The organism is Flavobacterium artemisiae (assembly GCF_042678225.1).
Classification (GTDB): domain Bacteria; phylum Bacteroidota; class Bacteroidia; order Flavobacteriales; family Flavobacteriaceae; genus Flavobacterium; species Flavobacterium artemisiae.
This window is the reverse complement of the sequence record NZ_JBHUDZ010000004.1, coordinates 13,418-30,268: the sequence shown is the minus strand read 5'-3', so window position 1 is coordinate 30,268 and position 16,851 is coordinate 13,418. Positions and strand designations below refer to the sequence as shown.

Genomic DNA, 16,851 nt, shown 5'->3' with positions numbered 1-16,851 from the left:
AGTAACTATTACGGTTACTCCTGTAAACGATGCACCTGTTGCTTCAAATGATTCTTATACAGTTGCCGAAGGCGGAACATTGAATATCAATGCACCAGGCGTTTTAGGAAACGATTCTGATGCAGAGAACAATGCCTTGACAGCAGTTTTAGTTTCAGGTCCTTCAAACGGAACATTGACTTTAAATGCTGATGGATCTTTCACATATATCCATAATGGAAGTGAAACCTTATCTGATAGTTTTACTTACAAGGCAAACGACGGAACAGCAGACAGCAACACAGCAACAGTAACCATTACGGTTACTCCTGTAAATGATGCGCCTGTTGCTTCAAATGATTCTTACACAGTTGCTGAAGGAGGAACATTGAATATCAATGCACCGGGTATTTTAGGAAATGATTCTGATGCAGAGAACAATGCTTTGACAGCCGTTTTGGTTTCAGGTCCTGCAAATGGAACTTTGACTTTAAATGCTGACGGATCTTTCACGTACACGCATAATGGAAGCGAAACGTTATCTGACAGTTTTACTTATAAAGCTAATGACGGAACAGCAGACAGCAATACAGCAACTGTAACTATTACGGTTACTCCTGTAAATGATGAGCCTGTTGCTTCAAATGATGCTTACACAGTTGCTGAAGGAGGAACATTGAATATCAATGCACCGGGTATTTTAGGAAATGATTCTGATGCAGAGAACAATGCCTTGACAACAGTTTTGGTTACAGGACCTTCACACGGAACTTTGACTTTAAACGCTGACGGATCTTTCACATATATCCATGATGGAAGCGAAACTACAACAGACAGCTTTACCTACAAAGCAAACGATGGAACAGCAGACAGCAACACAGCAACAGTAACTATTACGGTTACTCCTGTAAATGATGCGCCTGTTGCTTCAAATGATTCGTATACAGTTGCTGAGGGTGGAACATTAAATATCAATGCGCCTGGAATTTTAGGGAACGATTCTGATGCAGAGAACAATGCCTTGACAGCAGTTTTAGTTTCAGGACCATCAAACGGGACATTGACTTTAAACGCAGACGGATCTTTCACGTACACTCATAACGGAAGCGAAACATTATCTGACAGTTTTACTTATAAAGCTAATGACGGAACAGCAGACAGCAACATCGCAACAGTAACTATTACGGTTACTCCTGTAAACGATGCACCGATTGCTTCAAATGATTCTTATACAGTTGCGGAGGGAGGAACACTTACAGTTACTGCAGCAAACAGTATATTGTCAAACGATACAGATGCAGAGAACAATTCGCTTACAGCAATTTTAGTTTCGGGTCCATCACACGGAACCCTGACATTAAATTCAAATGGAACGTTCACATATACGCATGATGGAAGCGAAACGACAACAGACAGTTTTACCTACAAAGCAAATGATGGAACAACAGACAGTAACACAGCAACAGTAACTATTACAGTTACTCCTGTAAATGATGCGCCGATTGCTTCAAATGATGCTTACACAGTTGCCGAAGGTGGTACATTGAATATCAATGCACCGGGTGTTTTAGGAAATGATTCTGATGCAGAGAACAATGCCTTGACAGCAGTTTTAGTTTCAGGTCCTGCAAACGGAACATTGACTTTAAACGCTGACGGATCTTTCACGTACACGCATAATGGAAGCGAAACGTTATCTGACAGTTTTACTTACAAAGCCAATGACGGAACAGCAGACAGTAATACAGCAACAGTAACTATTACGGTTACTCCTGTAAACGATGCACCGACAGCAGTAAACGATACGTATTCTGTAAACGAAGACAACACTGTAACCCTTACACCGTTGAGCAACGACAGTGATGTTGATGGAGATGCGATCAGTTTAGTTTCTATCAACGGAACAGCTGTAACAGGCGGAGTTCAATCTATTACAGTTTCAAACGGAACAGTAAATATCTCAGCTTTAGGAGTGATTACTTTCACGCCGGATGCGAACTTTAATTCAGCAACAGCAGTAAGTATTCCTTATGTGATTACAGACGGAACATTAACAGCAACAGCTAATATTTTAGTTACTGTGAATGCGGTGAACGATGCGCCGACAGCAGTAAACGATACGTATTCTGTAAACGAAGACAACACGGTAAACCTTACACCGTTAAGCAACGACAGTGATGTTGACGGAGATGCGATCAGTTTAGTTTCTATCAACGGAACAGCTGTAACAGGCGGAGTTCAGTCAATTACAGTTTCAAACGGAACAGTAAATATCTCAGTTTTAGGAGTGATTACTTTCACACCGGATGCGAACTTTAATTCAGCAACAGCAGTAAGTATTCCTTATGTGATTACAGATGGAACATTAACAGCGACAGCTAATATTTTAGTTACTGTGAATGCGGTGAACGATGCACCGATTACAAACAATGATACAAACGGAAGTATTCCATCAATCGCAAATGCTACTGCAATCAATGCGCTTACAGCATCAGATGTTGACGGAACAATTGCAAATTATACTATTATAACACTTCCTTCTCAAGGTGTTTTAGCCTTAAACGGAACAGCAGTAACAGTAAATCAAATCTTAACACCTGCAGAAGCAGCAATGCTTACTTATGATCCAAGCGGTTCATTTACAGGAAATGATCAGTTTACTTTTATTGCAACTGATAATTTGGGACTTGATTCAGCACCAGCAACAATCACAATTCCAGTTGGAAATAATGCACCAACAGCAAATGATGATACAAATAGCGGTATTCCATCAAGTGCAGGAGCAACGGCAATCAATGCTTTAACAGCTTCTGATACAGACGGAACAATTGTAAATTATATTGTATTAACATTACCTTCTCAAGGCGTTTTAGCATTAGCAGGGAATCCAGTAGCGGTGAATCAAATCTTGACACCAGCAGAAGCAGGAATGTTGACATATGATCCAAGCGGAGCATTTTCAGGAAACGATTCATTCACTTTTACAGCAACAGATAATAATGGAGCTGTAGATGCTACACCAGCAACAATAACGATTCCAGTAATTAAGAGAAATCTTGTTGCCGTTAAAGACGAAATAGGATCAGTTGTAGGTATTAATGAAGTGGTTAAAGTAATCAATGTTTTAACAAACGATACTTTAGACAACACGCCATTAGTAATTTCAGATGTTAATTTGAATGTGCTAACTCCAGATCCTAATAATGTATTAACGCTTCAACCAGACGGAACAGTAGAATTGATTCCAAATGCGCCAGCAGGAACTTATACATTAACGTATGAAATCTGCGAAAAAGCCAATTCAGGAAACTGTACTTCAGCAACTGTTACGGTTACAGTAGTAGCACCAACAATGACGATAAAAGCAGAAAGTTACTGTTCTAACAATGCAGCGTATGTTTCGTACACTGTAACTCCAGACAACTTTACGCCGACAGGATCATTAACAATCAATTGGATTGACAGTGCTAACAAAGTAGTAGCAACACAAACCAATATGCCATTAAACGGTAATGTATTATGGCCGGGAATGATAGTTGATGGAAATAATCGTCCAACAGATTGGCCAGGATGGGTATTAACAAACGGACAATGGATAGAAAGCGCTGACGGTTTCGAATTAACAAGACCAGCAGTAACAATGCAGTTTACTTTAAACCCGACACAATCGGTAACAGTAAATTATCCAACGGCAGCTTCAGGTTGTAATGCAAAACCTCAATACGGAATCGAAGCAGGAAATGATGATGACATTGCAAAAGCAGACGGAATCAATGGTTCATTAGAAGTAATCAATGTTTTAGACAATGATAAATTAAACGGTGTACCAGTAAATCCAGAAGATGTTATTTTAACTGGAAACAATTTCCCTGCTGGAATTACCTTGAATGCCGACGGAACAATAGATGTTGCTCCAGGAACAAAAGGAGGAAGTCACACGTTGACGTATCAAATCTGCGAAAAAGCAAACAGCAATAACTGCAGTACAGCTACGGTTCACATTTTTGTTGAAGTACCTGCAATTTCATTAGTAATGAAGGTGACTTCTGATGACAATAATAGAAATGGTGCAATAGAAGCAGGAGAGACTTTAACGTACACTTTCACGGTAACAAATACAGGAAATGTAGATCTTCAAAACATCACAATTTCTGATCTTTTACCAGGAGTTATTCTGAGTGGAGGTCCAATTAATTTAGCAGTTGGAGCAAGTGACAGTACAACATTTACGGCAACATACACGCTGACACAAGCAGATATTAATGCAGGAATGGTAAGCAATCAGTCAACTGTTACAGCGGCTTCGCAAAGCGGCATTATCGTAGACGACAAATCAGATGCCGAGAATGCAGCAGGAGATAATCCTACAATAATTGAATTTAACGGTTGTGATATCAAAATCTTTAATGCAGTTTCTCTAAACGGAGACAATATGAACGAGAGATTTTACATCCGAGGTATAGAATGTTATCCAAACAATACGGTTCAGATTTTTAACAGATGGGGAGTTTTGGTTTTCGAAAGAGATCATTACAACAACAACGACGTAGTTTTCAAAGGCTACTCAGAAGGAAGAACAACTGTAAAAGAATCAAACGGATTGCCGGAAGGAACTTATTATTACATTTTGAGATACAAAGACAATCAGTCTAAGCCTCAACAAAAAGCGGGTTATTTATACCTGACTAAATAATATTTCCAAACTAATAATAATGGCTTAGCCATAGGTTAAGCCATTATTTTAAAAACTATATAAATGAAAAAATTAGCTTTAGTTTTATTGTTTTGTTCTGCAGTCAGTTTTGCCCAGCAGGATGCACAGTTTACACAATATATGTACAATACCATCAATATAAATCCTGCTTACGCTGGTTCAAGAGGCGTAATGAGCATTTTCGGATTGTATCGTACACAATGGGTTGGACTTGACGGAGCGCCAGAAACAAGCACCTTGTCATTAAATACCCCTTTAAATAACAAAAACATCGGATTGGGTTTTTCATTAGTAAATGACAAAATTGGCCCAACAACAGAGAATAACATTTCGGTAGATTTCTCGTATTCGATTCAAACATCAGCAGAAGCAAAATTGTCTTTTGGTATCAAAGGATCTGGAAATATCTTCAACCTTGATCCTAATAAATTGACGCCAGAACATCAAGGAGATCCTCAGTTTTCAGACTTTAGAAACAAATTCACACCAAACGTAGGAGCTGGGGTTTACTGGCATTCAGACAAAGGTTATGTTGGTTTGTCTGTTCCTAACTTCATCCAGACAAGCCGTTATGATGATAATGATACTGCGATTTACAAAGAACTTATCAATTATTATTTAATCGCAGGTTATGTTTTTAATTTGGATCGTTACGAAATGATTCAGTTCAAGCCGGCAGTTTTAGCTAAAATGGTAGACGGTTCACCACTTCAAGTTGACGTTTCTGCAAACTTTTTGTTTAATGAAAAATTCACTGCAGGACTTTCATACAGATGGAGTGCCGCTTTAAGTGCCATGGCTGGATTTCAGATCAATAAAAGCATGTACATCGGATACGCTTACGATCGCGAAACAACCAAATTGAACAATTACAATTCAGGATCGCACGAGATTTTCCTTCGTTTTGAATTCATGAATAATTACAACCGTATAACATCACCAAGATTCTTCTAATTATGAATTTTAAAAAAATACTATATACGATTTTTTTGTCTTTCTTCTTTTTTAGCGGAATAGCACAAAATGCCCTTCTCGAAAAAGCCGAAAAAGAATACAATAATTACGCTTACGCGAATGCCATTGCGATTTATGAAAAGCTTGCTTCTAAAGGTTTCGAAGACGAAAAAATGTTTCAGAGATTAGGAAACGCTTATTATTTTAATGCCGAATTGGCAAAAGCGGCGGGCTGGTACCAAAAACTTTTTGCTGTAAATCCGCAACAGGAAACAGAATATTTTTACCGATATGCACAGTCTCTAAAAACATTGGGAGACTATAAAAAAGCAGATCAGATTTTGGATCAATTTAATAAAAAAGCAGGTTCAGACAGCAGAGGTGTTTTGTTTGAAAAGAACAAAAATTACTTAGAACAAATTAAACTGAATTCTGGAAGATTTGAAATCTCATTATCTAATATCAATTCTGAAAATTCAGATTTCGGAAGCGCATTTTTAGGTACTGATTTAGTTTTTAGTTCAGCCAGACAAATCGGCAAAAAAGAAGGAAAAACTTTTAAGTGGACCAATAGAAACTTTACCAATTTATACATTGCTGAGTTAAAGCCTGATGGAAGTCCGAAAACTATTAAACTTTTAAACAACGAAATCAATTCTAAATTTAACGAGTCGACTCCTGTTTTTACCAAAGACGGAAAAACAATGTACTTTACCCGAAACAACTTTTTGGACGGAAAAAGAGGAAAAGACGAAAAGAACATTACACTTCTAAAATTATACAAAGCCGAACTTGTAGAAGGAAAATGGTCTAATATTAAAGAATTGCCTTTTAATAGTGACAGTTATAGTACAGCGCATCCAGCTTTGAGTACAGACGAAAAGAAATTGTATTTTTCTTCTGATATGCCGGGAACATTAGGACAATCGGATCTTTTCAGTGTTACGATTAATGCAGACGGAACTTTCGGAAAACCAGAAAATCTAGGGCGCGGTATTAATACAGAAGGAAGAGAAACGTTCCCATTTATTTCAGGTGACAACGAATTGTATTTTGCAACCGACGGAAGACCTGGACTTGGCGGATTGGATATTTTTGTTTCTAAAATTCTTGATGACGGAACTTTTGATCAAGTACAAAATATCGGTGAACCTGTAAATACTAAATTCGATGATTTCGCTTTCATCATTGACAGCAATAACCGCAAAGGCTATTTTTCGTCAAACAAAAAAGGCGGATTAGGAAGCGATGATATTTACAAATTCATTGAAACTAAAAAAATGGTATGCGAAAGAACGCTTACCGGAACTATTTTAGACAGCAAAGCCAACGAAGCCATAGAAGGCGCCAAAGTAACGCTGCTTGACGAAAACAAACAGTCTTTAGGAGAAGTGACAACTGCTGCCGATGGAACGTATAGTTTTAAAGTAAACTGCAGTAAAAACTACTTTATCAAAGTCGAAAGAAAACAATATCCATCAAAAGAAAATCCAGTTGCGATTGCTTATGGTTTAGATAATAAACTGGATTTTGTTTTAGAAAAAGAAAAAATCGCTGTAATTGCCGCGCTTCCACTTGCAGAAGTAAAGAAAATCAAAATCGGTACAGACTTAGGAAAAGTATTGAACATCTCGATGATTTATTTCGATTTAGGAAAATGGAATATTACAGACGCAGCTGCAGTAGAGTTACAGAAAATTCTCGAAGCTATGCAGGAATATCCAAAAATGAAAATCGATATCCGTTCGCATACCGACAGTAGATCATCAGCAAAATCAAATTTAGTTTTATCAGATAAAAGAGCCAAATCTATTATGTCATGGCTGGTAGAAAAAGGCATCGCTGCTGACCGATTAAGAGGAAAAGGTTATGGCGAAAGCAAACTGCTGAACAGATGTAAAGACGGTGTAAAATGTTCTGAAGAAGAACACTTAAAAAACAGAAGAAGTGAGTTCGTAATTATTTCGATGTAACACTTAAAATATAAGATTAGAAAAACAGAATCTAATCTCTAAAATCCCCCAAAAGCCTTCATGATCAATTTTTGATTTTTGGAGGTTTTTGTTTTTTCTAGACGAAACAACCCATTGTTTGTCATCCCGAGGAACGAGGGATCTTCGCAAGCAGCTCCACAAAGATTGATAACAAAACACCTTAAAGCATTCGTTGGCGTAAGCGTCCCGATTGGAACAAGCACTGTTTGTCATCCCGAGGAACGAGGGATCTTCGCAAGCAGCTCCACAAAGATTGATAACAAAACACCTTAAAGCCCTCGTTGGCGTAAGCGTCCCGATTGAAACAAGCACTGTTTGTCATCCCGAGGAACGAGGGATCTTCGCAAGCAGCTCCACAAAGATTGATAACAAAACACCTTAAAGCCCTCGTTGGCGTAAGCGTCCCGATTGGAACAAGCACTGTTTGTCATCCCGAGGAACGAGGGATCTTCGCAAGTAGCTCCACAAAGATTGATAACAAAACACCTTAAAGCCTTCGTTGGCGTAAGCGTTCCGATTGGAACAAGCACTGTTTGTCATCCCGAGGAACGAGGGATCTTCGCAAGCAGCTCCACAAAGTAATATACCGGTCTTAAGAAAATAAGTTATTCAAAAAATCCAAATCAGGATTAATAGTTTTAATCAATTTTAGTTTTTTATCTCTAGTCCACCCTTTTATTTCTTTTTCACGTATAATTGCTTCCTGTATCCAAGTAAACTTTTCATAGTATAAAAGAAACTTTACATTATATTTCGAAGTAAAAGTTTTACTTTTATTACCGATGTTTTCTTCATGCTGACTTAAACGGAGTTTCAAATTATTAGTTACTCCAGTATAAAATACAGTTTTGTATTTATTTGTGATAATGTAAATATAATAGGTGTGATAGCCTTCTGATAATTGCATTTAGCCAAAGTAGTTATTTTATTTGAAAACCGAATACAAAAAGAAAGTTTTTTCTTTCTTTCTTTTTTAATATTTCATAGTTTTATGATTTGTATTGTGTAATTACTTTGTGGAGTTACTTGCGAAGATCCCTCGTTCCTCGGGATGACAAACGTTGGCTTTTTTGGAGACTTTTTTTGATTGACGAGTTTACGTTACGTTTATTGTCAATCTTTGTGGAGCTACTTGCGAAGATCCCTCATTCCTCGGGATGACAAAACGGGGGCCTTTTTGATGGACGAGTTTGCTTTGCGTTTATTGTCAATCTTTGTGGAGTTACTTGCGAAGATCCCTCGTTCCTCGGGATGACAAAAAATGACTTTTTTGATTGACGAGTTTACGTTGCATTTATTGTCAATCTTTGTAGAGTTACTCGCGAAGATCCCTCGTTCCTGGGGATGACAAGCAGCAGGCTTTGACGCACTTCTAGGGATAACAAAAAAGGAAATTCAATAAAAAAACAATCCAAAAAGTACATCTGTACCCCTTAAAAAGGAAAAACAACTCCTTCTAATTTTTGCAATAAGCTTATTTTGCAATCCATTCGATTGATTTTTTTCATAGGTTTATTGTAATTAAATCATTCGGGTTTTATTAAATTTCGTTTATGCAGTATATCAGAATCTACTTTTTAAGTTTAATTGTATTTCTTTCGATTTCTTTCGACGCAAAAGCGCAGCGATCCGATTTGTATTTTGATCATATTGATTACGATGTGAGTTTTTCGCAGAGTATGATTTCTAGTATCCATCAAACCCAGAAAGGATTTATCTGGATTGGAACTGCAAACGGATTAATCAGTTACGATGGTTATGATTTTTTGCGATATGTTTACAACAAAGACATTCTTAACAGTATCAGCAACAATCATGTTAATGTAATTTTAGAAGACAACGAAAAACAGCTTTGGATTGGAACCAACAACGGTCTGAATCTCTTTAATAAAAACGAAAGAAGCTTTCTGCGTGTTGACATTCAGAAAATAAAAGGCGGACGAAACTATATTTCGTCCATAATTCAGGATGAAGAAAACCGAATCTGGATCGGAACTTTTGGTGGTATCAAACGTCTCAATAAACAGAAATATGTACTAGAAGAAATCTCAAACGACCACAATTCACCATTTAGAAAAAGCAGGGTTTTGTCTTTGTTTTATGATAAACATTATGGCGTTTTGGTGGGAACTTCAAAAGGATTAGAATGTTTTGATCCAAAAAACGGTTCAAAAAAAGCGCTTCCAAAAGCATTAGCAGAAAACGAAGCACTGTTAAAATCGAAAGTCTGGAAAGTCATTAAAGAGAAAAACGGCGATTTGTGGTTTGCCACCGAAGCCAATGGTGTTTTTAAATTTGATGTAGATAAAAACAGCGTTAAAAATTACTTGGTTAATTCATCTGGAAAAACCAATTTATCTTCCAATTGGGTAAACGATATTGCAGCTGTTGATAATAATACCATTTGGTTTGCCACCAAAAATGGTTTGTGTGTTTACAAAAAAGACCGAAACGAATTTACTAAATACGGACACAATCCGCTGCAGAGTTACAGCCTTTCAGATGATGATGTAAAATGTTTTCTAAAAGACCGTCATAACGATATTTGGATCGGAACAAATGGTGGTGGCGTCAACTTCTTTCAGAAAACCAATACCAATTTTACCAATATAAGAGAAGTCGTAAAACCTAATTTCGGACTCAACACCGCTTTTGTAAATGCGGTTGCAAGAGAAAATGACGGTTCGGTTTGGGTGGGAACAAACGGAGGCGGTTTGAATTATCTTGATTTTAAAAATAATACAAATGCTTCGTATCAAATCGAAGGTTACGATTTTGACAAAAGTGTGAATATGATTACCGCTTTGGTGAATCAGAACGAGCAAAATTTGTTCTGCGGGACTTTCAACGGATTGTTCAAATTCAATAAAAACAGCAAATCGTTTCAGTTTATTTCGCTTTCGCGGAAGGATTCCAAGGAACGAGAACGTCCAATTACATCTTTATTAATTGATAACGGCGATTTGTGGGTTGGAACCAACGGCAACGGACTCAAAAAAGTAATGCCAGACGGAACGGTCGAAATTTACATGGCCGATGGTTCTACAAACTCATTGAGCGATAACTTCATAACTTCTATAGAAAACAGAAATGATGGACTCTGGATCGCAACGCAGTACGGTCTGAATTATTTTGATAAAAAATTAAAACAAGTTACGAGAGTTTTTAAAGCCGGACCAAAAAGCGGACTTTCTAATAACAGCCTAACCGTAATGTTTACCGATTCCAAAGGTCGATTCTGGATTGGTGCCGAAAGCGGAGGTATCAATATTTTTGACGAAAAGAAAGGACGTTTCTTCGAAATCAACCGTTCGATGGGTTTTACGGATGAAACCATCAAGAGTATTTCAGAAGATGCAGAAGGAAATATCTGGATCAGCGATAATAGTCTGCTGTATAAAATTAGAACCAAAAATGTAAAACCAGTTTTAAATATTAAAGATTTTGAAATCACTTCTTTTTCTTCAAAAGACGGTTTAAAAGTAAAACAGTTTTCAAACAATTGTGCAGCCAGACTCAATCCAAAAGAGTTGGTTTTTGGCTGTTCCAACGGCTTAATTGTTTTCAATTCTTCCAAATTGATCAAAACCGAAGACAAATCGCCGATTGTCCTCACGAAACTTATCGTCAACAACGAAGAAATCAGACCCGGAAACAAAGAGGTTTCAATGGAAAAACGTATCAGTGAAACTTCTGAAATCACTTTAAAACACGATCAAGGTTACATCGGACTCGAATTTAGTGCGATGAATTTTATTTCGCCAGAAAAAAATGAATACGCTTATAAACTCGAAAGTTCGTTCAATAAAGACGAATGGCATGTAATAGGTTCGCAGCATTATATCAATTTGACCAATTTAAATTCGGGAACTTATACACTGAAAATCAAAACCTCAAATGGAGGAGGAGAATGGAATCCGACGATTAAAACCTTAAAGATTATTATGCTGCCCCCTTGGTGGAAAACGTGGTGGGCATATTTATTTTATCTCGCTTTGTTAGCTGGCGTTACAATTCTATTATTCCGTTTTTTGAGAAACAGAGAATTACTAAAACAAGCGTATTATCTGGATCAGGTAGAAAAACAAAGGCAGGAAGAATTGTATAAAATGAAATTAGATTTCTTTACCAATGTTTCGCACGAAATCAGAACGCCTTTAACTTTAATAAGCGGACCAGTTGAGGAACTTTTGAGCAGTGCTGAAAAGAATTCGAATCTCGAACATAAACTAAAAACCATTAAAAACAATTCTGACCGATTATTAAAACTGGTCAATGAATTAATGGATTTTAGAAAAGCCGAAAAAGGAAGCATGAAAATCTATTGCGAACAGCAGGATATTGTTTCATTTTGTTTTGATATTTACGAATCATTCCGCGGCATTGCCGTTGAGAAAAAAATAGATTATAAATTCGTTCTTAACATCAATACAGCACTAATTTATTTTGATAAAAACCAAATGGAGAAAGTAATTTACAACCTGCTTTCAAATGCTTTTAAATTTACGAGCAAAGGTGGAAAAATTACATTGGCGGTTGAGCAAAAAGACAATTCAGATTCTATTGAAATCAAAGTAAAAGACAACGGAATTGGAATTCCGGATAACCGAAAAAAGAAAATTTTTAAGAACTTTTTCCAGCTTGATGATCGCGGAAGTGCCAATTTAGGAAGCGGAATCGGTTTGGCTTTGAGCAAAAGTATTGTAGAACTGCATCATGGAGAAATTAAGGTTCAAGCAGAAGAAGATCCGAATTTCAACACCATTTTTACTATTCAATTAAAGAAAGGAAAAGAACATTTTAAAAAGTCACAGATCGTTGAAAATTCGGTTAAAATAGAAGAAAATGCCAATCCAATTTCTGATGTCAAAACCGAAATTGAGTTATACGAAAAAGAATATCCAGAAGAAGTAGACAGCAGTAAAAAAACAGTTTTGGTAATTGATGATAATGAAGAAGTATTGTATTTTGTTCATGATATTTTATATGCAGATTATAGAGTGTTGAAATTTGCAAGTGGTACTGCAGCGTTGGAATTTATGGAAAAAGAAATTCCGGATCTTATCGTAACCGATGTCATGATGCCCGAAATGGACGGTTTTGAGTTGTGTCATATTTTAAAAACAAATCTCAATACCAATCATATTCCGATAATTATGCTGACGGCAAAATCTTCAACCATAAACCGTATCGAAGGACTTTCGACTGGTGCCGATGCCTATATTTCGAAACCATTTAGCATTGAAGAATTAAAATTGACGATTGCCAATTTATTATCAGCAAAAGAAATCATGCGTCAGAAATACGGCGAAGGTTTTATTGCCAATTCAGAAGAAGAAAATCTAAACACTCCTGAAGGTATATTTTTGAAAAAGCTGACCCAGATTATTGAAGACAATCTCGACAATACCGATTTTGATGTAAACGATTTGGTAAACGAAATCGGAATGAGCCGAACCGTTCTTTATAAAAAAGTGCAGACATTGACCAATCAATCGGTTGCAGGTTTAATCAAAAATATGCGACTTAAAAAAGCGGCCAGTTTATTGTCTAAAACCAGTTATTCGGTCGCTGAGGTAACCTATATGGTAGGATTTAATGATAGAAAGCACTTTAGTAAAGAATTTAAAAAAATCTATAATTTATCGCCCACTGAATATAAAAGTTCACAGGTGGATTAACCGCAACGCACGCTAAGATTTACGCAAAGTCCGCAAGTTTAATAAGCTTTGCGGACTTTGCGCTTTTCCCTTGCGTTCTTTGCGGTTAAATTTTTTAAGCCACAGATTATAATCTTTAGCAATAATTTTTCTCACGCAGATTTTGCAGATCTAGCTGATTTTTTATTTGATAAAACTAGATCTGCTAAAATCTAAATAATCTGCGTGAAACAAAAATCTTTTTAATCCTATAAATCAGTGGCAAAAAAAACTTTTGCGGACTTTGCGTTTTTTCCCTTGCGTGCTTTGCGGTTAAATATCAAAATTATGCCCCTCGTAATTATTTAAGTTTTTTATTATTACGAATCACGTTTTTTAAGACTTTAAATAATATAAAATTCTCAAAATAACACGTTTGAACCCCTAAAAACGAATATCTTCCTCCCTACGTAATCTTGTTTATTAGTCAATTTTGCAGATATAATTACATGACTTATAAATTAACTAACCAAAAAAATTAACAATGAAAAACAACAAACCCGAAAAGATTCTTTTTCTAGGTGGAAATTATCTAAGATTAATTTTAATGTTTTTTCTGTTGAGTTTCGCTCTCAATGTAAACGCACAGGAAAATACCATTTCAGGAAAAGTAGTCGACAATGCAGGACTCCCATTACCAGGAGTAAATGTACATGTTGAAGGAACTACCAAAGGAACCCAAACCGATTTCGACGGTAATTTCACGATTAATACTGCACCAAAAAGTATCCTTGTATTTTCTTTTATTGGAATGGATGAAACAGCCGTGGATACAGAAAACAAGAAAAACCTAAAAGTAGTTCTAAAACAAAGTTCGCAGGCACTAGACGAAATTGTAGTTGTAGGTTACGGTACTAAGAAGAAAAGTGATGTAATCAGTTCTGTGGCTTCTGTTAAACCGGGAGACATGATCAAAGTAGCAACTTCAGATGTTGGAGAAATGCTTCGAGGAAAAGCAGCCGGAGTTCAGGTAAGTTTAAATGATGGAGGTCCGGGAAGTTCTTCGTCTATTCAAATTAGAGGAAAAAAATCGATCAACGGAAGCAATGAACCAATCGTAATTGCCGACGGTATCGTAATCGGAAGTATCAATGATATCAATGCCAATGATATTGCTTCTCTTGAGATTTTAAAAGATGCTGCAGCACAGTCTATTTACGGAGCAAGAGCCTCAAACGGAGTTATCTTAATCACTACAAAAAGAGGAAAAACAGGAAAAGCGAAAATTTCCTATAATGGTTTTTCAGGAGTTCAGACCATCAACAGAAACTTTGACTTATACAGCGGCGAAGAATTTGCACAGCTAAAAAGAGAAGCCTACAGAACAAGCAATGGTGGCGTTTACAGACCAGACAATCAGGTTTTCTCAACACTTGAATTAGAATCTGTTCAATCAGGAAAATACATCGACTGGGAAAAAGAAGTTTTACGAACCGGAGTAACAAACAATCACAGTTTGAGTATTTCTTCGGGAACAGAAAAAACAAGTATTTTTTCAAGCATTAACTACATCAATACATCAGGAGTAATTCCGAATTCTGATTTTGAAAAAGTAGCCATGAGAGTCAATGTTGATCAGCGCATTACAGATTGGCTGAAAATAGGAATGAATGTTTCGCTTCAGTTTTCTGAAACCAACAGACCTAATATAGAAAATGTTTTAAATAATGCCATTACAACATCTCCGTTAGGAAGAATATATAATGATGATGGATCGTTTCGTCATTTGCCGGGCGGTATTCAGGAAACCCCAAATCCGCTTATTGATATTTATGAAACCAATACAAATGAGTCCAATAGAAATGACATCATGAACATGTTTTTGGATATCAACCTAGCAAAGGGTTTTACCTATAAATTAAATGCCAGTCGCAGATCATGGAATTACAAAGGAATGGGATTTAATACTTCTAAATCATTGGCAGGGATTGCGAATTCTGGACAAGGAAGCGGCAGTATTCTCTTTAAGGATAATGTAGAATATCAGTTAAGTAATATTTTAAATTATCATTTTAACCTAGCCGAAAAAAATCATTTTAACGTGACAGGAGTTTACGAATTAACTTCATCAGAATACAATGAATTTAAAAATTCGGCAAGCAGAATTCCAAGTGATATTTTAGGAATTTATGGTTTAGAAAGTGCTTTCCTGAACACGCCTTTAATTGGCGGAAGCGAAAGATCACTAATTTCATTCGCAGGAAAATTAGAATACGATTTTGACAGTAAATATTATTTTACAGTTTCAGGCAGAGCCGACGGATCTTCTGTATTTGGTAAAAATAATAAATGGGGATTCTTTCCTGCTGTAAATGCGGCTTGGAATGTTTCAAACGAAGATTTCATCAAAGAACATGTTCCAGTTATCAGCAACTTAAAACTAAGAGCCAGTTATGGTAAAGTGGGGAACCAGCCAAAAGATCCGTACCAAAGTATGGCAGTGGCAGACCAAAGAGATTATATCATAAACGGAATAAAAGTTTCAGGTTATGTGCCAGGAACGCAGTTGTCTAATCCAGATTTACGCTGGGAAACTTCAACGCAATTAAATCTTGCAGCCGATTTTGGTCTTTTCAAAAACAGATTAACCGGAACTGTTGAGGTTTACGATACCGACACTTCAGATTTATTGATTTACGAGAATCTAAATGCCAATACGGGTTACACCAAAAAACTTTCCAACATAGGAAAAGTAAATAACAAAGGTTTGGAAGTGACTTTAAACGGAGATCTTATTAAAACAAAAGATTTCAGACTGAATTTAGGAGCAACTTTCACTAAAAATAAAAACAGCATTGTAAGTATTTATGGAAAAGATGCCAACGGAGATGGAAGAGAAGATGACGATGTCGGCAACTTATGGTTTATAGGAAAACCAATTGATGTGTATTACCGCTACAAAGCAGTTGGAATTTATCAGGAAGGAGAAAATATTCCAATCGTTACAGGAACGACTTTATATCCGGGAGATATCAAACTTTATGATGCAGATCCGTCAAACGGAGCAAATCCAAACCCGAATGAAGACCGAATAATTACATCAAAACTGCCAGATTGGTTTGGAACCTTTTCATTGGCTTTAGAATACAAACGATTTGATTTCTCAGCCGATATTTATACTGTTCAGGGCGTTACAAGAGACAATTTATTTTTATACGATTACGTAAAAGGAGGATCTTTAAGAGGAGTTAAAAACGGTATCAAACAAGATTACTGGACACCAGAAAATCCGGGAGGAAACTGGCCAAGACCACGAGACGGAAACGATCCGCCGTACATCAATACATTAGGATTGCAGGATGCATCATACGTTCGTTTACAAAATGTTTCTGTTGGATTTAAATTTCCTGAAAACACTCTTAAATCTTTAGGATTAAGCAATATGAGATTGTATGTAACCGGAAGCAATTTAGTTACCCTGACCGATTACCAATCGTATAGTCCGGAAAAAGAAATCAACGATTATCCGGAACCAGTTACTTGTGTAATAGGTTTACAGGTTGGTTTCTAA

At 36.6% G+C, this 16,851-nt stretch carries 6 protein-coding genes; 5 read left to right on the top strand and 1 reads right to left on the bottom strand.

All coding sequences use genetic code 11. The annotated features are described in order from the left end of the window. The 3 genes from ACFSC2_RS04930 to ACFSC2_RS04920 form a co-directional block, all read left to right on the top strand. Positions 1-4,672 (top strand): Ig-like domain-containing protein (locus ACFSC2_RS04930; protein WP_379818570.1); only part of this gene is annotated, 4,672 nt, incomplete at its 5' end. 63 nt (positions 4,673-4,735) lie between these two features. Next, positions 4,736-5,647: a PorP/SprF family type IX secretion system membrane protein gene (locus ACFSC2_RS04925; RefSeq protein WP_379816679.1), complete on the top strand. Its 912-nt coding sequence runs from the start codon at positions 4,736-4,738 to the stop codon at positions 5,645-5,647. Between the two features lie 2 nt (positions 5,648-5,649). Then, entirely contained in the window at positions 5,650-7,620 is a 1,971-nt protein-coding gene (locus ACFSC2_RS04920; protein ID WP_379816680.1) for an OmpA family protein, read from the top strand. A 613-nt stretch (positions 7,621-8,233) separates the two neighbouring features. Here ACFSC2_RS04920 and ACFSC2_RS04915 read toward each other — a convergent pair. Continuing rightward, a complete protein-coding gene (locus tag ACFSC2_RS04915; protein WP_379816681.1) occupies positions 8,234-8,548 on the bottom strand; it encodes a GIY-YIG nuclease family protein in 315 nt (104 codons plus the stop codon). 646 nt (positions 8,549-9,194) lie between these two features. Here ACFSC2_RS04915 and ACFSC2_RS04910 point away from each other — a divergent pair. Together ACFSC2_RS04910 and ACFSC2_RS04905 are read left to right on the top strand one after the other, a co-directional pair. After that, complete coding sequence (locus tag ACFSC2_RS04910) at positions 9,195-13,322, top strand: hybrid sensor histidine kinase/response regulator transcription factor (RefSeq protein WP_379816682.1); 4,128 nt, start codon at positions 9,195-9,197, stop codon at positions 13,320-13,322. Between the two features lie 502 nt (positions 13,323-13,824). Next, positions 13,825-16,851 (top strand): SusC/RagA family TonB-linked outer membrane protein, encoded by a 3,027-nt coding sequence (locus ACFSC2_RS04905; RefSeq protein ID WP_379816683.1) that lies wholly within the window; start codon positions 13,825-13,827, stop codon positions 16,849-16,851.